The sequence below is a fragment of the Mesorhizobium sp. CCNWLY176 genome, from assembly GCF_037153935.1.
Lineage (GTDB): Bacteria > Pseudomonadota > Alphaproteobacteria > Rhizobiales > Rhizobiaceae > Mesorhizobium_M > Mesorhizobium_M zhangyense.
Genome location: NZ_JBBBDZ010000001.1, coordinates 429,184 through 447,672, shown reverse-complemented (window position 1 = coordinate 447,672; position 18,489 = coordinate 429,184). Strand labels below are relative to the sequence as shown.

Genomic DNA, 18,489 nt, shown 5'->3' with positions numbered 1-18,489 from the left:
AATTATCTTCATTGCGATTTTTCCCTTTTTTGTTTATTGAGTCGAAGATTTAGCAACAGAATGACGGGAGGAATCGCCTTGGACTTCATGAGTTCCACAGCGGATGTCGGGCGACGCCTTCGCGCATTCCGCATGGGCGCAGGGCTTACTCCTGAGGATCTCGCCGCCAAGGCCGGCGTCTCACGCGCCGCCATCTATCGTTATGAATCCGGCAAGCCGCCCAAGGTCGATACACTGGGCAAGATCGCCGACCTGCTCGGCGTTTCGCTGCCGACATTGCTCGGCGTCGGCATCGAATACGTCGCATCGGCCGTGAGCTTCTTCGAACGCATGCGCCAGTTGGAAGAGGATGTCGACCAGATCACGGTGATGTTCGGGCCGATCTCCTATCTGCTCACCACTGACCGCTATGACGCGTTGCTGCCGAAGGTACTGGACGAGAGCATTCCCGAAGATGTCGGCGACCGGAAGGCCGCGATCCGCGAGATCGGGGCCCTCATGGAAATCCTCAAGACCCGCAAGGAAACCTTCCGGCGCCGCACGCCCAGCATCGTCAGCCTGGTTTCCGCCGCCGAATTGGACGAGTTCGGCCGCGTCGGCTTCGTCGGCGCGCACAATCATCCATCGGTCAATCTCGCAGAGCGTCAGAGGGCCGCGCGCGACGAGATCGAGAACATCGTGCATATGCTGCGCGAGCAACCGATCGGCGTGCAGATCGGCGTGGTGATCGATTCCATGCCGGGCGCGAGCTTCCAGATCTTCAAGCGAGCCGACAAGGCGCAGGTTGCCGTCAGCCCCTTCCGCCTCGGATCGTTCGCCAATATCCGCGTCGGTGTCGCGACCATCACTTCGGCAGCAGAGGCGGTGCAGCTTTACGGCGGCATGACCGACAGGCTATGGCGGAAAAGCCTCAAAGGCGATCAGGCCGCCGACTTCATCGAAAAGACCGTGCTCGGGAAACGGGACGCTGCCTGACTGCCATCAGAACGCAAAACCTGAATACGGAAGCAATTTTGATACAAATCTCATCTTTGAGATTTTGGTTGCGTCCGTGAAAGTTTTGTGAAAGCTTGGCTCCTTTCCGGGGTTGGACGGGTAATCGGGGAGGCTATTGACCTCGCGATGACCAATTGCTCCCCGCTGGTAAGGCATGGAGTTTTTGGTGTCGCAATCGGAGCGGATGATCGATATCGCGGGTGTCCACAAGACATTCGTAGCTGACCACGGGACGGTAACCGCGCTGGAGCCGGTCAGCGTCACCATCAGGGAAGGCGAGTTCATCTCGATCGTCGGTCCTTCCGGCTGCGGAAAGTCCACCCTTCTCAGGCTGATCTCCGGTCTCGACCAGGCGAGCGGTGGTTCGATAACGCTCGATGTTTCCGGCCGCAAGCGCCCTGTCGGCTTCGTGTTCCAGGAGCCGGTTCTTCTGCCCTGGAAGACCGTCATCGACAACGTCCGTTTCCCGCTCGATACCTCGGGCGTCAGCCGCGCCCAGGGTGACAAGACCGCGCTCGACCTCATCAAGATGGTTGGCCTCGCCGGTTTCGAGAAGGCGTTGCCGCGCCAGCTTTCCGGCGGCATGCGCCAGCGCGCGGCGATTGCCCGCGCGCTGTCCGACGATCCGCCGATCCTGCTGATGGACGAGCCGTTTTCGGCTGTCGACCTGCTCACCCGCGACAATCTCAACGACGAACTGCTGCGCATCTGGCAGTCGACCGGCAAGACGATCCTGCTCGTCACGCACAGCGTTGAAGAGGCCGCCTATCTCGCCGACCGCGTGATGGTCATGACGGCGCGTCCCGGCAAGCTGAAATGCATCCATAATGTCGAACTTCCCCGTCCGCGCGGCGAGGAGACCAAGCTCGATCCCGCCTATCACGCTCTTGTCGCTCAACTTCGCCGTGACCTCCGGACGCCTGCCGGTGAGGCGCATTGATGAGCGGGCGTTTTTCCGCGGCGGTCGATTATACGCTGGCGCTCGCCGTACTCTTGTTTGCCTGGTGGTTCGCGACCGGGCCTATGGGGTTGCCGACCTACCTCCTGCCCTCGCCGCTTCGCACATGGAATGCGCTGGTGACGATTGCGCTCACCGGCGAGCTCTGGCGGCATCTCGGCTTCACGCTGCAGAACATCGTGCTCGGCCTCATCCTCGGCTGCATCGCCGGCATTGCGATCGCCTATGTCATGACGCGGTTTCCCAAGCTTGCGGTCTGGCTCGACGGCCCGCTTGTGATCCTGCAGACGGCCCCGAAGATCGCGCTCGCGCCGCTCTTCATCGTCTGGTTCGGCTTCGGCGTCTTGTCGAAAATCGTCCTGATCTTCTCGCTCGTCTTCTTCCCGGTCTTTGTCGGCGCAGTCGCCGGCTTCCGGGCGCTCGACCCGAAGATGAAGGATCTTTCCAAGCTTCTCGGTCTCAGCTCCATCCAGCGGTTCCGGCAGATCGAGCTGCCAGCGGCCATGCCGGAAATCTTCGTCGGCCTGAAGATCGGCGCGGTGCAGGCGCTGGTTGGCGCTGTGCTCGCAGAATGGATGTCCGGCAAGGTCGGTCTTGGTTACCTGATGACCTTCGCATCGGCCACCTACAAGACGCCGCTTCTGTTTGCCGCCGTCCTTCTGACCGTGGTCCTCGGCCTTCTCCTGCATGTCGCGCTGACCATCCTCGAACGCCGGCTGCTGTCCTGGAAGGGCGCGGCCCGTGGCTAAAACCAGCGCAGCATTCCCCTGGAAGAACGGCCGCCCCCCGCATCTGCCATGCGGCCCCGGTGACATTGCCGAAAACGTCCTGACACCGGGGGACCCGGATCGCGTGCGGCTGCTCGCCGACATGATGGAGGACGTAACGGATTTCGGCCGCAAGCGCGAGTTCGCCGTCATCACCGGCACCTATGAAGGCAAGCGGCTGACCATCTGCTCGACCGGTATCGGCGGTCCGTCAACGGAAATCGCGCTGGTAGAACTCGCCATGCTCGGCGCCAAACGTGTCGTGCGCATCGGCGGCATGTCTTCGCTCGTTGCCGACTATGCGGTCGGCACCTTCATCACCGTCGACAGCGCCATCGGCGATACGGGAACCGCCCTTACCTACCGCGCCGCCGGCGGCAAGGCGAAGGCTTCGCCACAGATAACGCAGGGCCTCGTCAATGCAGCGGCCGAGCTTGGCCTCGCCTGCAGCCCCGGCATGGTCGCCTCGACCGACAGCTATTATTTCGGCCAGGACCGCCGCTTTCGTTCGATCGAAGGCAGCGACGATGCCTATGGCAATTTCATCGATCGCTTCCAGGCTCAGGGCGCCGTCGGCGTCGAGATGGAGAGCGAGATCATCTTGACCGTCGGCGGGGCGATCGGCCTCCAGACCGGCTGCTTACTTGGTGTCCATGGAAATCGCGCCACCGATGAATGGCTCGACGACTATGAGACGACCCAGCGAAACCTTCTGCGCATCGCAGGAAGGGCATTTTCCTCCACAGATTGGGAACTCAGGAGCCAACCATGATCCAGTTTCGCGTGACAACCACGGCAAGCCTGCTCGCCTTGCTTGCCTCACCCCTTTTCGCATCCTTCGCTGACGCAGCCGATAAGGTCGTGATGCAGATCGACGGCGCGGCCGCCCCCTTCTACGCGCCGCTTTATGCCGGCGTCGAAAACGGCGTCTTCGAGAAGAACGGCATCGAGGTCGAGTTCATCTATGCCGCCGCAGCGGACATCCTGACCAACATCGCTGCCGGCAATGTCGATTTCGGCTTCCCGAACGGTGACGCCGTGGTCGCCGCCGCCGCCAATGGCCTGCCGGTCAAGGTGGTCCACACGACCTATCAGCGCGGCATCGGTGCACTGCTTGCCAAGGCAGACAGCGGCATTGCCGGCTACAAGGACCTGAAGGGCAAGAAGATCGCCGTCACCAGCCTCGCCAGCCCGAACTATCTCCAGCTCCAGGTCGGCCTGAAGCTGGCCGGCCTGTCGCTCGACGACGTCAGCGTCGAGGTCGTCCAAACGGGTGCCATCGTCCAGTCGCTGCAGGCGGGCCAGGTCGACGCAATCGTCTTCTCCGAGCTTCGCAAGTACAACCTCGAAGTTGACGGCACCAAGGTCACGATGGTTCTTTCCAACGACTTCCTGCCGTCCTTCGGCAACGTCGTCGTCACCAACGCCGCCAAGCTCTCCGAGAACCCAGATCTGGTAAAGCGCTTCACCACTGCCGTCACGCAGTCCTACGAATGGGTCATCGACGGCCATGTCAACGAAGCGCTGGATATCGCGCTCGACAAATACGCACCGACCTGGCCGAAGGATCAGAAGGGCATTCTGACGACTGCCTTCGAGCAGACCTTCGTACCAACCGTCTGGCAGAGCCCGCTCACCAAGGAAAAGGGCCTGGGTGCGGCCAACTTCGCCGGCTGGCAGAAGAACGCCGACATCCTGGCCGAATACAAGGTCATCGACGACGCACCCAAGGCGGAAGACTTCGTCGTCGATCCGTCCACGATCGGTCAGTAAAACATGTTGCTGCGTGGCATAGCGGGTCTGATCGCGACCCTCGTCCTGTGGACGGCGATTGTTTTCATTTTCCAGGTCCCTAGCTTTCTGTTGCCGGGACCGATGGAAGTGCTGAACCGTCTCGTCTTCCTCTTCGAGAACGCCAAGCTGCTTCGGCATATTGGCGTGACGCTCACGGAGATCGTCGCTGGCTTCGTGCTCGGAACGGTGATCGGCATCCTTGCCGGCGTCGTTTTCGCACGCTTGCCGCGCGTCGAACGCTTTGCCACGCCGCTGATCCTGCTGCTGCAGACCGCACCGAAAATCGCGATCGCGCCCCTGCTGCTTCTGTGGCTGGGGATCGGGCCGACGCCCAAGATCGTGCTGATCGCGATCGTCACCTTCTTCCCCGTGATGTCCGGCATGGTCACCGGCCTGCGTTACGGGGAAGGCAGTTTCCGCGATCTCGCAGCCGTGCTGAAGCTCAGCCCCTGGCAGAGTTTCTGGCATATCGAACTGCCTTCGGCACTGCCGGCAGTACTCGCCGGCATGGCAGTTGCCACCACGCTTGCCATGACCGCAGCGGTCATCGGCGAACTCATGGGTGCCAATGAGGGCATCGGCTATCTCCTGTCTTCCGGCCAGGAAAACAGCGATACTTCCGTCGTCATCGGCATGGTCCTGTTGCTTTCTTTGATCGGCTGGGCCTTTTATGAGATCATCGAATTGATCCGCCGCCGATCGCTCGGCCGCTTCCAACTCTCTTGAGCCGGTGACAATGGCGCGTGTTTTCCTCTGTGTCCTCGATTCCGTCGGATGCGGCGGCGCGCCGGATGCGGCACGCTACGGCGACGAGGGGTCGAACACCTTGCTCCATATCGCCGAAGCCTGCGCTGCCGGCAATGCCGAGGACGGCCGAAGCGGGCCGCTGAGGGTTCCCAATCTTGACGCCTTGGGTCTTGGTGCTGCGATCCGGCTTGCATCCGGCAAGGCAGCTCCGGGTCTCGGCGCCGTGCCGACCGGCAGTTGGGGAGCAGCCGAGGAAATCTCCGCCGGCAAGGATACCCAGTCGGGCCATTGGGAACTGGCAGGCGTGCCCGTGACCCGAGACTGGCACTATTTTCCGCGCACCATCCCGGCTTTCCCCACCGACTTAATGGCAGAGTTGATCGCCCGCTCCGGTATTTCGGGCACGCTTGCCAATTGCCACGCTTCGGGCACGGAAGTGCTCGACCAGTTCGGTGCTGAACACATCACGACCGGCAAGCCGATTGTCTATACATCGGCCGACAGTGTCGTGCAGATTGCCGCGCATGAGGAGCACTTCGGGCTCGAACGATTGCTCGAAGTCTGTCGGATTGCTGCAGAGATCTTTCATCCCTTGAATGTCGGGCGCATCATTGCGCGTCCATTCGTCGGCGAAGCGCCGGGGGCCTTTGTCCGCACCGCAAACCGCAAGGATTACGCGATCGCTCCGCCCGACGGTACGATCTGCGACCGGGTCGTCGCGGCCGGCGGCGCAGTCCATGCCGTGGGCAAGATCGGCGATATTTTTGCGTACAAGAGCATCACCGATGTCTCCAAGGGCAAGGACGACATGGCCCTCTTCGACCGGATGCTTTCCTGGTGCGACCGTGCTGTGTCAGGCGATCTGGTTTTCGCAAACTTCGTCGAGTTCGACAGTCTCTGGGGCCACCGGCGCAATGTTTCGGGTTATGCCCGCGCGCTCGAAACCTTCGACGCACGACTGCCGGAACTGACGAGCCGTCTGCATGACGGCGATCTGCTCATCATCACCGCAGACCACGGCAACGACCCTACCTGGAATGGAACCGATCATACGCGTGAGCGCGTGCCGGTGCTGGTAACCGGGTCTGGCGTCGCGGGGCATGAGCTCGGGATCATCCCGTTCGCAAAGGTTGCCGAGCTGATCGCCTCGCATCTGAAGATCGGATTATGACTTAGCGCCGCCGGCTGCTGTTGAGGGGCGACATAATGCATCAGTTCCATGAATCGGTCCGAGTGGATCGATTCATGGAACTCGTTGGACGCGGCTTTCGCGAAACGCGAAAATCCGTCCATGGCGAAAGAACAAGCCGGACCGCTTCATCTACGCCGCGTCGACCCGACCCGGAATATGCGCCGCTTCTATACGCTCACCATCCAGCCGACACTGTTCGGCGGCTCATCGCTCATGCGCCACTGGGGCCGCATCGGCACCAATGGCCAATCGATGATGGAGACCTTTGACGCACCGGAAGAAGCGGACGGCGCCCTCGCCCGTCTTGAACGGACAAAGCGGCGAAAGGGCTATCTTGATGCAAGGTCTAGTGGAACCGGCTGACTTCGGTAACGCCCTGAGACGAGTGATGAGATACCTGTGCTACACGACGAGGTTCCCCGCGCAAAGCTACGGCACCAGCAAGCAAAGCCCTCCGCAGTCCTCTTATCGTGAAATATATTTCAGTATATGAATTTTATTGACATATTTTGGAGAGGCTGCAATGTAGCCGAAGTCGGGCTTCGGGAGGAAGTTCGACATTAATCAATCCATACGGCGGCGCTTCTGGAGCGCTCGCGGCGGTCATTGAGAATGGCTTCGGCCAAGGGAGGAAACTTGCGCAAATTTCTGAGAACGCTCGCAATCGCAGCGACTGCATCGACCTGCTTGGGTTCGATGCAGGCGCTTGCCGAAACCCCCAACCCGTTCAAATGCGAGCCGGGTGAAAAATACGTCATGAACGTGATGGTTTCGGGCGTCGAATACTGGTTCCCGGTCTATGAAATGTTCAAGCAGGCCGGCCAGCAGTTCGGCTGCGAGACCGCCTATACCGGCACGCCCGAATACGACGTCAACAAGCAGATCGCCACCTTCGACCAGGCGCTGGCGCAGAAGCCTGCCGGCATACTGGTCCACCCGATGAACTCCGATCCGTTCATCGAGCCGATCAATCGCGCCATCGAGCAGGGCACCGCGGTGGTCACCTTCGCGGCGGACTCGCCCAATTCCAAGCGCGTCTCCTACATCACCTCTGATAACAATGCCGAAGGCACTTATGCCGCAGACGCCGTTGCCAAGGCGATGGACGGCAAGGGCGAATATGCCGTGCTGGAAAACCCCGGCCAGGACAACCACGACAAGCGCGTCAATGCCTTCGTCGCCCGCATGGAAGCGAAATGGCCCGACATGAAGCTCGTCGGCCGCGCCGCTTCGAACCAGGATCCGACCAAGGCCTATCAGGCGGTTCTCAGCCTGGCGCAGGCGCATCCCGATCTCGGCGCGGTATTCATGCCAGAAGCCAACTCGGCGATCGGCGCTGCCCAGGCAGCCAAGGAAGGCGGTGGCAAGATCAAGGTCATGCTCGCCGACGTCAACGCCAAGATCCTCGACATGATCAAGGCCGGCGAGATCTTCGGCTCGGTCAACCCGAACCAGGGCATGCAGGGCTATATGGGCTTCATGCTGCTCTGGATGGCCAAGCATCCCGACCTGATCGACCCGATGAACGACGCCAGGCGCTCGGGCTCCAATGCCATGAGCGTGCCTTTCGTCGACAACGGTTTCTCGATCGTCACTGCGGACAATGCCGACGATTTCTACTGGGATACCTACCTCAAGCGTCGCGGCACCAAGGGCATCGAGGAATAATCTCGACACCCCAAGATTGTCAGGACAAACCAAGTCGGAAGGGGGCTGTAGCCCCCTTCCCCTCACAGCGCCCATCGCAGGAGCATGGCGTGACCCAGGCGCCCATTCTTGAAATCCACGGCCTGTCCAAGGCGTTCGGCCCGGTCAAGGCGCTGAGCGACGTGCAGTTCGAGCTCAAGCGCGGTGAAATCCACGCGCTGTGCGGCGAAAATGGTGCGGGCAAGTCGACGCTGATGAACATGATCGCCGGCGTGCTGCAGCCTGACCAGGGCGACATACTGATCGATGGAACGCGTGTTTCGATCCCCTCGCCCGCGGCAGCGCAGCGTCTCGGCATAGCGCTTGTCCATCAGGAGATCGCGCTCTGCCAGGACGCGACGGTGGCCGAAAATATCTACATGGCCGCGATCAACGCCCGTCGCATGCTGCTGATGAATTTCCAGAAGCTTTATGCCGACGCACAGAAGGTGATGGACCTTCTCGCACCCATTCCGGTGCGCACCAAGGTCGCCGACCTTTCCATTTCCAACCAGCAGCTCGTCGAGATCGCCAAGGCACTGACGCTGGACTGCAAGGTGCTGATGCTCGACGAGCCGACCGCGGCACTGACTGAAAGCGAGGCGCAACGCCTGTTTTCGATCGTGCGCGGGCTGAAAGAACGCGGCATTTCGGTTGTCTATATCAGCCATCGCATGGCTGAGATTTTTTCGCTGTGCGACCGTGTCACCGTCTTCCGCGACGGCCACTACGTTGCGACCGATCCAATCGCGGAAGTCTCGCCCGACGACGTGGTTCGCAAGATGGTTGGTCGCGAGATCACCCAGCTCTATCCCGACAAGCTGGCGCCCAAGGAACCCGGACGTATGCTGTTGTCTGTCGAAGGCCTTTCCGACGGCAGCCGTTTCACTGACGTGAACCTGCAGCTTCGCGCCGGCGAAATTCTGGGCATCGGCGGCCTCATCGGCGCCGGCCGCAGCGAAATCGCTCAGACCATCTGCGGGCTGAGGCTGGCGACTGCGGGAACCGTTGCCCTCGACGGCCAAAGCCTACGCATCCGCAACTATAGCGATGCGGTCAAGGCAGGGCTCGTCTACCTCTCCGAGGATCGCAAGGGCTCCGGCGTGTTTCTCGATATGCCGATCGCGGCAAACATCTCGGCTCTCGACCTTGGCAAGCTGACCGGGACACTCGGGCTGCTCGACCGCAAGGCGGAGGACCGACAGGCAGCCGATCTGACCAGGCGTCTCGGCGTGCGCATGGCCGGCATTGGGGCAGCCGTATCGACGCTCAGCGGCGGCAACCAGCAGAAGGTGGCCATCGCCAAGCAACTGTCGATCGAGCCCAAGGTCATCATCATGGACGAGCCGACGCGCGGCATCGATGTCGGCGCCAAGGTCGAGATCCACCGGTTGCTGCGCCAGCTGGCAGGCAAGGGCGTCGGCATCGTCGTCATCTCGTCGGAGCTGCCGGAACTCATCGGCCTGTGCGACCGCGTGATGGTCGTGCGCGAAGGCAGGATCGCCGGCGAACTCGCTGCCGACGAGCTCGGCGAAGAAGCCATCATCATGCTCGCCTCGGGCGTCCAGAACAGTTCAAATCAACAAAAGCAGGCCCAGAATGTCGCCTAGGGAAGCGGGAGAAACCCTTATGCACGCCGATATCAAGGCCCCCGGCGAAGGGCGGCGCATCGACTTTGCCCGTCTCGCCTCGATGCGCGAGGCAGGGCTGGTCATCATCATCCTGGCGCTGTGCATTGCCATGAGTTTTGCCTCCCCTCATTTCCTGACATGGGGCAACTTCCGCGCCATGCTGATGAGCTTCTCCATCGAAGGCATCGTCGTGGTCGGCATGACCATTCTGCTCATCGTCGGCGGCATCGACCTGTCGGTCGGCTCGGTCGTCTGTTTCTCGATGGTCGTTTCGGGTGCGCTGTTCCTGGCTGGTCTCGACCCCTGGACGGCGAGCCTGATCGGCATCGGTGTCAGCGCGCTGATCGGCGCAGCAATGGGATTCTTCGTCACCGTGGTCGGGTTGAACCACTTCATCACCTCTCTTGCGGCGATGGTCATCGTGCGCGGCATGTGCCTTGTCATCACCAAGGGCACGCCGCTGTCGCTGTTCACGCTGCCGCCGGCGTTCAAGGCGATCGGCCAGGGCAGCTTCCACGGCCTGCCCTATGTCATCATCATCTTTGTCGTGGTGGTGGCGATCTTCGATTTCCTGCTTCGCCGCGCCACCGCCTTCCGCAAGGTTTTCTACACCGGCTCCAACGAGAAGGCCGCGCAGTTCTCGGGCATCAAGACAAGGCAGGTGAAGTTCTGGGTCACGGTCCTGTGCTCCAGCCTGGCCGGTCTCGCAGGCGTCATCTACATGGCCCGCTTCGGCGCTGCTACCCCGACCTTCGGTGCCGGCATGGAACTCAACATCATCGCCGCGGCGGTGATCGGCGGCGCCTCCCTGAATGGCGGCTCGGGAACAATCTTCGGAGCGATCCTCGGCATGGCTCTTCTGTCCGTCGTGACGAGTTCGCTCATCCTGCTCGACGTGTCCGTCTATTGGCAGGACATGATCAAGGGGTGCATCCTGCTTGCAGCAGTGTCGATCGACCACTTCCTGCATCGCAAGAAGTCCTGAATTCAAGAAGCGCATCGAAACAAGATCATGGCCCCCAACAACACACGCGACGACATCTCGACAGTCCGCCAGATGCACCAGGCGCTTGTCCTGCACTATGTCGAAGGCAAGACCCAGGCAGAGATCGCCAGGGAACTCGGCATCTCGCACGCCACGGTCAATCGGCTGATCAAGCGCGGCCATCAACTCGGCCTTGTCGAGATCAAGATCAAATCGCCGATCGACCATCTGATCGACATCGAGGCACAGCTTGTGGCGCTGGGCGGTATCGAACGCGCCGTCGTCGTGCCGTCGGTTTCCGAAAACCCGCAGACCGCCCTGCAGCGTGTCGGCGAGGCGGCGGCTCGCCTGCTGCTCGACACTATTAAGGACGGCGACACCATATCCATCACCGGCGGCAAGGGCGTCAGCGCGCTGGTTGCTGGGCTGCAACCCGGCCGTCGCTATGATGTCGAGGTCATTCCCGCCACGGGCCTCGTCCAGGGCAAGCACTACACCGACGTCAATCACGTCGCGTCGCTGATGGCCGACAAGCTTGGCGGCCGTGCCTATCAGGTCCATGCGCCGCTTTTTGCGGACTCGCCAGAGCAGCGCGGAATGCTGATGGGCGTGCGTTCCGTCGCCGACGTGTTCCGCAAGGCGCGCGAAGCCGACGTTGCTGTCATCGGCATCGGTTCGATCTTGAGCGACGATTCGAGCTATTACGACCTTCATCCATCATCGAGCGCCGACCGTCAGGCCATTGAACAGTCGGGGGCTTCGGGCGAATTGCTTGCCCACCTCATCGACCGCGATGGCCGGCTCTGCGACTACACCCTCAACCGGTCTCTGGTGTCGCTGACACTCGACGAGTTCGCAACGATCCCGCGATCGATCGGCATAGCCAGCGGCGCAAGCAAGGTCTCACCCATCCTCAGCGCCATGCGCGGCAACCATCTCGACACCATCGTCACCGACGAGGCCACCGGCCTTCAGATCCTCGACCTTGCCAAGCAGGAGGCAGCATGAGCTCCCGACAAATCCAACGCCGTATCGGCAGGTCCAACGTCTCAGCATCGGCGGTCGGCCTCGGCACCTGGGCGATAGGCGGCTGGATGTGGGGCGGCACCGACGAGCAGGCGTCGATCCGCGCCATTGAAGCCTCCATAGACGCTGGTATCAGCCTGATTGATACCGCGCCTGCCTACGGTCTCGGCCGTAGCGAGGAGATCGTCGGGAAGGCCATCAAGGGCAAGCGCGACAAGGTCGTCATCGCCACCAAATGCGGACTGAACTGGCATTCCGGCAAGGGCAACCATTTCTTCGATCAGGACGGCAAGCCGGTCCATCGCTATCTCGGCGCCGACGGGATCGCCTATGAGATCGAGCAGAGCCTGCGCCGTCTCGGGACCGATCATATCGACCTCTACATCACCCATTGGCAGGACCCAACCACGCCGATCGCCGAGACGGTTGCCGCACTCGAAAAGCTCAAGGCGCAGGGCAAGATCCGCGCCATCGGCGCCTCTAACGTCAGCGCCGAGGACCTCGAGCACTATGTCGATGCCGGGCAGCTCGACGCCATACAGGAGCGCTATTCGATGATCGATCGGGAGATCGAAGAAAGCCTGCTGCCGATCACCCGCCGAAACGACATCGCCACGCTGAGCTACTCGTCGCTTGCGCTCGGCCTGCTCACCGGCGCGATCGACCCGGCGCGCGAATTCACCGGCGACGACCAGCGCAAGGGCAATCCCCGCTTCTCGGCCGCCAACCGGCAGAAAGTGGCACGGCTTAAGCAAGCCATCGCTCCGATTGCCGAACAACACAGCGCCTCGATGGCACAGATCGTCATCGCCTGGACGCTGGCGCAGCGCGGCATCACCTTCGCGCTGTGCGGTGCGCGCAACGCCGAACAGGCGCTCGAAAATGCGCGGGCTGGCGAGATCACGCTCGAAGCCGGCGAGCTTGCCGCCATCGATGCCGCCATCGCCGCGCACCTCGTGGCCATGGATGCCTGAGCGAAAGGCATAGTCCAGATGAACCGTAACGAAACACTCGCCGCTCTGCGCGAGCGGCCCGATATTGGCGTGCTCGTGATCGGCGGCGGCATCAACGGCATCAGCGTCTTTCGCGAGCTTGCCTTGCAGGGCGTTGATGTCGTGCTGGCGGACAAGGGCGACTATTGCAGCGGTGCAAGCGCGGCGCTGTCGCGCATGGTGCATGGCGGCCTGCGCTATCTGGAAAACGGCGAGTTCAAGCTGGTGCGCGAGTCGCTGGTCGAACGCGACCGGCTGCTGAAGAACGCCCCGCACTATGTGGCGCCGCTGCCCACGACGGTGCCGATTTTCGACACGTTCTCGGGCGTCGCAAATGGCGCGGTGCGCTTTCTAGGCCTGACGCGCCGGCCGAGCCGGCGTGGCGCGCTGGTGATAAAGGCCGGGCTCACCATGTACGATCTGTTCACAGCAGCCCGGCGATTGATGCCGACGCACCAATTCCGGGCGCGCACAGAGACCCTGAAAACCTGGCCCGCAATCAACCCCGCAATTCGCAGCTCCGCCACCTATTACGACGCCTGGGTCAGTCGGCCCGAGCGCCTTGGACTTGAAATGCTGTTCGATACAATCGCGGCAGCATCGTCGGCGCGCGCCTTGAACTACGCGGCAGTGACTTCAAACGATGCGGGCCTCGCACTCGTCGACACCTTGACCGGCGAGACGCTAACGATCCGTCCCAGGCTGATCATCAACGCTACCGGTGGTTGGATCGACCTGACCAACAATGCCATCGGCGCTACCGCCCAAAAGATGATGGGTGGCACCAAGGGCTCGCACCTGATCGTCGACAATGCCGAGCTCTACGACGCACTAGGCGGCCACATGGTCTACTATGAGAATGAAGACGGGCGCATTTGCATCCTGTTTCCCTATCTCAGCAAGGTGCTGATCGGCTCGACCGACATTCGCGTCGACAACCCGGACGAGGTGCGCTGCGAGGACGACGAGCGGAGCTACATCCTCCAGTCGCTCGCATTCGTGTTCCCCTCGATCGCGATCGCCGACGACGAGATCGTCTTCCGTTTCGCGGGAGTGCGCCCCCTGCCCGCCAGCGAGGACAGCTTCACCGGGCGTATCCCGCGCGACCATTTCTGCGAGTTTATCGAGCCGAGCGGACATCTGCCGGCAACGCTCTGCATGATCGGCGGCAAGTGGACGACGTTCCGCTCCTTCGGCGAAATGGCTGCCGACATGGCACTGGAACGGCTCGGCCTGAAGCGCAGCAAAGGCACCGAGGACCTCGCCATCGGCGGTGGCCGGAATTTCCCGGCCGATCCGGAAAAATGGTGCGTCTCATTGGCAGCGCAGCACAGCCTGTCCTTCGAACGCTCGCACATGCTTCTGGAGCGCTACGGCACCTCGGCCGAGGATTTCGCCGCACAACTCGCGGCGGACCAGATGCTGCCACGGTCGGATTATTCGGTTGGTGAGGTCCGGCTTATCATCGAGCGCGAGCAAGTCGAATGCCTGGCCGACATATTTCTGCGCCGCACCACGATCGCCGTCTCAGGCGGCCTCAGTCTCGCTCTCGTTGACGCAGTGCTCGACATTCTGGCCACACACAAAGGGTGGGATGTCGACCAGGCAACAGCCGAGCGGACCGCCTTCCTCGCCTTGCTGGCCCACCAGCATGGCGTCGACCTATCAGACCTCTCTCAGACGAACGACAAAAGGAGCGCCCTATGCGCGTGAACAAGAAAGTCCGCATGAACCGGCTGTTCGGCGGTGGACGCTGTCTCGATGTCGCCATCGACCACGGCGTCTGCAACGAGCCGAGCTTTCTGGCGGGACTGGAGGACATGGCCAATGTAGTAGGCCAGCTGGTCAAGGCCGGCCCTGATGCCATCCAGATGAATTACGGCCAGGCCGACCTGCTGCAGGCGGTGCCGGGCAAGGACAAACCGGCGCTTGTCATGCGTATCGACATGGGCAATCCCTACAACAAGATACGCCACCGCGCGATGTGGGCGGTTCTGCAGAACGAAGCAGAGCCGCTGCTTGGCGCGATCGAGATGGATGCGGCCTGCGTCGTCGTCAATTTGTTCATGCTGCCCGACGAGCCGGACCTTTTCCGCCAATGCGTCCAGAACATCGCCCGCGTGCGTGCCGACTGCGAGAAATACGGGCTGCCGCTGATGATCGAACCGCTGGCCATGTTGCCGGTTTCCGAACATGGCGGTTACATGGTCGACGGAGATGCCGAAAAGATCGTCACGCTGACGCGCCTCGCCCGCGAAATGGGCGCCGACATCATCAAGGCCGATCCGACGAGCGACGCTAACGACTTCCACCGCGTTGTCGAGGCAGCGCGGTGCCCGGTTCTGGTGCGCGGCGGCGGCAAGGAGGATTTGCGCGCCGTGTTCGACAAGTCGGCTGCCCTTGTGGCGCAGGGAGCGCTGGGCATGGTCTATGGCCGCAACATCTACCAACACGCCAATCCCAGCGCGGTCGTGCGCGGATTGATGGCGATCATTCATGACGACGCGGATGGCGCTGCCGCCTGGGACCTGTACAAGCAGGCATAGGTTGCGGCATCGGGAGGAGCCAATGGGAAATTACATTCTTGGCCTCGATGCGGGTAACACCGTCATCAAGGCAATCATTTTCGACATGTCCGGGCGCGAACTCGCGCTCGCTGCCTGCGACGGCCGCTCATCCATGCCCAAGCCAGGTCATGTCGAGCGCGACCTCAATGAGCTTTGGCGCAACGCGGTCTCGGTCATAGGGCAATGCATCGAACAGGCAGGCATCGATCCGGGCGAGATCGTCGCAATCGGCTGTGCCGGTCACGGCAACGGTCTTTATGCGCTCGACCGTGACGGCGCACCGCTGATCGGCATCCAGTCGCTCGACACAAGAGCCGTCGGCATCGTTGCCGAATGGGCTGAACAGAACGTCGGCGACCGCACCTATGCGCATTGCCTGCAAAAGCCATGGGCTGCGCAGACGCCGACGCTTCTTGCCTGGCTCAAGCGCTTTTCGCCCGAATTGTTCGCCAGGATCGGCACCGTGTTCCTGTGCAAGGATTTTGTCGTCAACCGACTGACCGGCGCGCGTTCGACCGACACTTCGGACATGTCGGGCTGCGGCCTGCTGCAAATTCCCGACCGCCGCTACGATGAGGATTTGCTTGCAGCATACGGGCTGGCAGATTGCATGGCATTGCTGCCGCCAGTGCTGGAATCGGCCGACATCGCCGGCCACATCACCGCCGAGGTGGCGGCGATGACCGGCCTTCGTGCCGGCACCCCCGTCGTCGCCGGGCTGTTCGACGTGGTCGCAAGTGCTGTCGGCTCGGGCGTCACCCGCACCAGTGCCGCCTCGATCATCGCCGGCACCTGGAGCATCAATCAGGTCATCACCGACGAGCCGATCCACGACCCCTCGATATTCATGGTCTCGACCTTCGATCGCAAACGCTATCTGGCCATCGAATCGAGCGCCACGTCAGCGGCCAATCTCGAATGGATCGTCCGCGAATTCATCGAACACGGCCACGAGCCGGGGAAGTCGCCATTCGAACTGTGCAGCGAACTCGTCGCTTCGGTCGATCCCGACAGCGACATCCCGATCTACCATCCCTTCCTCTATGGCTCGCAGCAGAACGGCCGCGCACGCGCCGGCTTCTACGGCATAGCCGGCTGGCACACCCGCGCCCACATGCTGCGCGCACTGTTCGAGGGCATTGCCTTCGAACACAGGCGTCACGTCGAGACGTTGCACAAGGCCGGAGCCATCTTCGACGAGGCAGTATTGTCAGGCGGTGGCTCGCGCAGTGAAATATGGCCGCAAATCTTTGCCGATGTACTCGGCGTTCCCGTCACCGTGGCACGCAGCCGCGAGACAGGTGCGCTTGGCGCGGCAATCGCAGCGGGCACCGGCGTCGGTATCTTCGACGACTACAGCGCAGGTGCGGCAGCGATGACATCCGCCGCCCGGCACTACACGCCCAACAATGCGATTGCGCCTGCTTACGCGCAGCGCTATCGCCTTTATGGCGAGATCAATCAGGCGATGAACCCTATGTGGGAGCGCATCGCCATCCAGCAGGCGCGCACGTGACTGAAAATTCATCCTCCTCGTTTGGCGAATACGACTATGTCATCGTCGGTGCCGGTTCGGCTGGCTGCGTGCTCGCCAACCGGCTTTCCGCCGATCCGCGCAACCGGGTGCTGCTGCTCGAGGCCGGCGGCAGCGACCGTTATCACTGGGTCGATATCCCGATAGGCTATCTCTTCTGCATGGGCAATCCGCGCACCGACTGGCTCATGAAAACCGAGCCGGAAGCCGGGCTCAACGGGCGCAGCCTCAATTATCCGCGCGGCAAGGTTCTGGGCGGGTGCTCGTCGATTAACGGCATGATCTACATGCGTGGACAGGCCGCCGACTATGATGGCTGGCGACAGTCCGGCAATGTGGGTTGGGGATGGGACGACGTCCTGCCCTATTTCCGCAAGTCGGAAGATTATCACGGCGGCAAAAGCGCCATGCATGGTGCCGGCGGCGAATGGCGCATCGAAAGACAGCGCGTGTCGTGGCCGATCCTCGACGCCTTCCGCGATGCCGCCGAAGAACTCGGCATCCCGCGCACGGACGACTTCAATGCCGGCACCAATGAGGGCTCCGGCTATTTCGAGGTCAACCAGAAAAAGGGTGTGCGCTGGAACACCTCAAAGGCGTTCCTGCGTGGCATAAAGGACCGCAAGAACCTGCGCGTCGTCACCGGGGCCGAGACCGAACGGCTCGAATTCGACGGCCGCCGTGTCACCGGGCTCGTCTTCCGGAAGGACGGCCGCCTGCATCACGTCAAGGCGGGACAGACTATACTCGCAGCCGGCACCATCAACTCGCCGAAGATCCTCGAACTCTCAGGCGTCGGCCAGCCGGACCTGCTCTCGCGCCTAGGCATCGAAGTGCGCCATGGCTTGCCCGGTGTAGGCGAGAACCTGCAGGACCATTTGCAAATCCGCACCGTCTTCAAGGTGACGGGTGCGGCGACGCTCAACCAGCGCTACCACAATCTGATCAGCCGCGCCGCCATGGGTCTCGAATACGCCGCCCGCCGTAGCGGCCCGCTGTCGATGGCGCCGAGCCAGCTCGGCGTCTTCGCCAAGAGCGATCCGCGCCTCGAAACGCCAGATCTCGAATACCACGTGCAGCCGCTGAGCACCGACCGGCTCGGCGAGCCACTGCATCGTTTTCCGGCGGTAACGGTGTCGGTGTGCAATCTTAGACCCGAAAGCCGGGGAACCGTGCATATGGGCTCGATCGACCCGCGCGAGGCGGCGAAGATCAGGCCGAACTACCTTTCAACCGAGGGCGACCGCAGCATTGCTGTTGCCTCGCTGCGCCATGCCCGCCGCCTGATGAAGGCTAAGGCCGTGGCCCGTTTTGCACCGGAAGAGATGCTGCCCGGCATCGAATATGAAAGCGACGCCGACCTCATCCGCAAGGCCGGCGACATCGGCACGACGATCTTCCATCCGGTCGGCACCTGCAAGATGGGCTCGGACACGATGGCCGTGGTTGACGACCGCCTGCGCGTCCACGGGCTTGATGGCCTGCGCGTGGTAGACGCCTCCATCATGCCGACCATCGTCTCCGGCAACACCAACTCGCCGGTCATCATGATCGCCGAGAAGGCTGCCGAGATGATCCTGCAGGATTCTCGCCAATAGCGTTCAAGTCATCGCG

The 18,489-nt window shown here is 62.0% G+C and carries 17 protein-coding genes; all 17 read left to right on the top strand.

The window, feature by feature from the left end:
• Positions 1–87: 87 nt before the first annotated feature.
• The 17 genes from WBQ96_RS01985 (at position 88) to WBQ96_RS01905 (ending at position 18,473) form a co-directional block, all read left to right on the top strand.
• Positions 88–975, top strand: coding sequence for a helix-turn-helix domain-containing protein (locus WBQ96_RS01985; RefSeq protein WP_336546755.1), 888 nt, complete (start codon positions 88–90; stop codon positions 973–975).
• 187 nt (positions 976–1,162) lie between these two features.
• A complete protein-coding gene (locus WBQ96_RS01980) occupies positions 1,163–1,936 on the top strand; it encodes an ABC transporter ATP-binding protein (protein ID WP_336546756.1) in 774 nt (257 codons plus the stop codon).
• Entirely contained in the window at positions 1,936–2,703 is a 768-nt protein-coding gene (locus tag WBQ96_RS01975) for an ABC transporter permease (protein WP_165117129.1), read from the top strand. Before WBQ96_RS01980 ends, WBQ96_RS01975 begins: the two co-directional genes overlap by 1 nt.
• Positions 2,696–3,493, top strand: coding sequence for a nucleoside phosphorylase (locus WBQ96_RS01970; RefSeq protein ID WP_336546757.1), 798 nt, complete (start codon positions 2,696–2,698; stop codon positions 3,491–3,493). Before WBQ96_RS01975 ends, WBQ96_RS01970 begins: the two co-directional genes overlap by 8 nt.
• A complete protein-coding gene (locus WBQ96_RS01965; protein WP_336546758.1) occupies positions 3,490–4,494 on the top strand; it encodes an ABC transporter substrate-binding protein in 1,005 nt (334 codons plus the stop codon). The genes WBQ96_RS01970 and WBQ96_RS01965 overlap by 4 nt, the downstream gene beginning before the upstream one ends.
• Positions 4,495–4,596: 102 nt before the next feature.
• Positions 4,597–5,241, top strand: a complete 645-nt coding sequence (locus WBQ96_RS01960; RefSeq protein ID WP_337035854.1) for an ABC transporter permease — start codon at positions 4,597–4,599, stop codon at positions 5,239–5,241.
• Between the two features lie 10 nt (positions 5,242–5,251).
• Positions 5,252–6,433 (top strand): phosphopentomutase, encoded by a 1,182-nt coding sequence (locus WBQ96_RS01955; RefSeq protein ID WP_336546761.1) that lies wholly within the window; start codon positions 5,252–5,254, stop codon positions 6,431–6,433.
• A gap of 120 nt (positions 6,434–6,553) precedes the next feature.
• Positions 6,554–6,817, top strand: coding sequence for a WGR domain-containing protein (locus WBQ96_RS01950; protein ID WP_336546763.1), 264 nt, complete (start codon positions 6,554–6,556; stop codon positions 6,815–6,817).
• 273 nt (positions 6,818–7,090) lie between these two features.
• Positions 7,091–8,122 carry a substrate-binding domain-containing protein gene (locus tag WBQ96_RS01945; protein WP_336546766.1) on the top strand — a complete coding sequence of 344 codons (1,032 nt, stop codon included), beginning with the start codon at positions 7,091–7,093 and terminating at the stop codon, positions 8,120–8,122.
• Between the two features lie 89 nt (positions 8,123–8,211).
• The gene (locus WBQ96_RS01940) at positions 8,212–9,750 is read left to right on the top strand and encodes a sugar ABC transporter ATP-binding protein (RefSeq protein WP_336546768.1); all 1,539 of its coding nucleotides are present in this window, start codon (positions 8,212–8,214) and stop codon (positions 9,748–9,750) included.
• A 19-nt stretch (positions 9,751–9,769) separates the two neighbouring features.
• Positions 9,770–10,756, top strand: coding sequence for an ABC transporter permease (locus WBQ96_RS01935; RefSeq protein ID WP_336546770.1), 987 nt, complete (start codon positions 9,770–9,772; stop codon positions 10,754–10,756).
• Positions 10,757–10,783: 27 nt separating this feature from the next.
• Positions 10,784–11,764 carry a sugar-binding transcriptional regulator gene (locus tag WBQ96_RS01930; protein WP_336546772.1) on the top strand — a complete coding sequence of 327 codons (981 nt, stop codon included), beginning with the start codon at positions 10,784–10,786 and terminating at the stop codon, positions 11,762–11,764.
• Complete coding sequence (locus WBQ96_RS01925; RefSeq protein ID WP_336546774.1) at positions 11,761–12,756, top strand: aldo/keto reductase; 996 nt, start codon at positions 11,761–11,763, stop codon at positions 12,754–12,756. Before WBQ96_RS01930 ends, WBQ96_RS01925 begins: the two co-directional genes overlap by 4 nt.
• An 18-nt stretch (positions 12,757–12,774) precedes the next feature.
• Positions 12,775–14,487, top strand: coding sequence for a glycerol-3-phosphate dehydrogenase/oxidase (locus tag WBQ96_RS01920; protein ID WP_336546775.1), 1,713 nt, complete (start codon positions 12,775–12,777; stop codon positions 14,485–14,487).
• Positions 14,478–15,320 carry a class I fructose-bisphosphate aldolase gene (locus tag WBQ96_RS01915; protein WP_165117153.1) on the top strand — a complete coding sequence of 281 codons (843 nt, stop codon included), beginning with the start codon at positions 14,478–14,480 and terminating at the stop codon, positions 15,318–15,320. Before WBQ96_RS01920 ends, WBQ96_RS01915 begins: the two co-directional genes overlap by 10 nt.
• Positions 15,321–15,342: 22 nt before the next feature.
• Complete coding sequence (locus tag WBQ96_RS01910; RefSeq protein WP_165117155.1) at positions 15,343–16,857, top strand: FGGY-family carbohydrate kinase; 1,515 nt, start codon at positions 15,343–15,345, stop codon at positions 16,855–16,857.
• The gene (locus WBQ96_RS01905) at positions 16,854–18,473 is read left to right on the top strand and encodes a GMC family oxidoreductase (RefSeq protein WP_336546779.1); all 1,620 of its coding nucleotides are present in this window, start codon (positions 16,854–16,856) and stop codon (positions 18,471–18,473) included. Before WBQ96_RS01910 ends, WBQ96_RS01905 begins: the two co-directional genes overlap by 4 nt.
• Positions 18,474–18,489 lie beyond the last annotated feature (16 nt).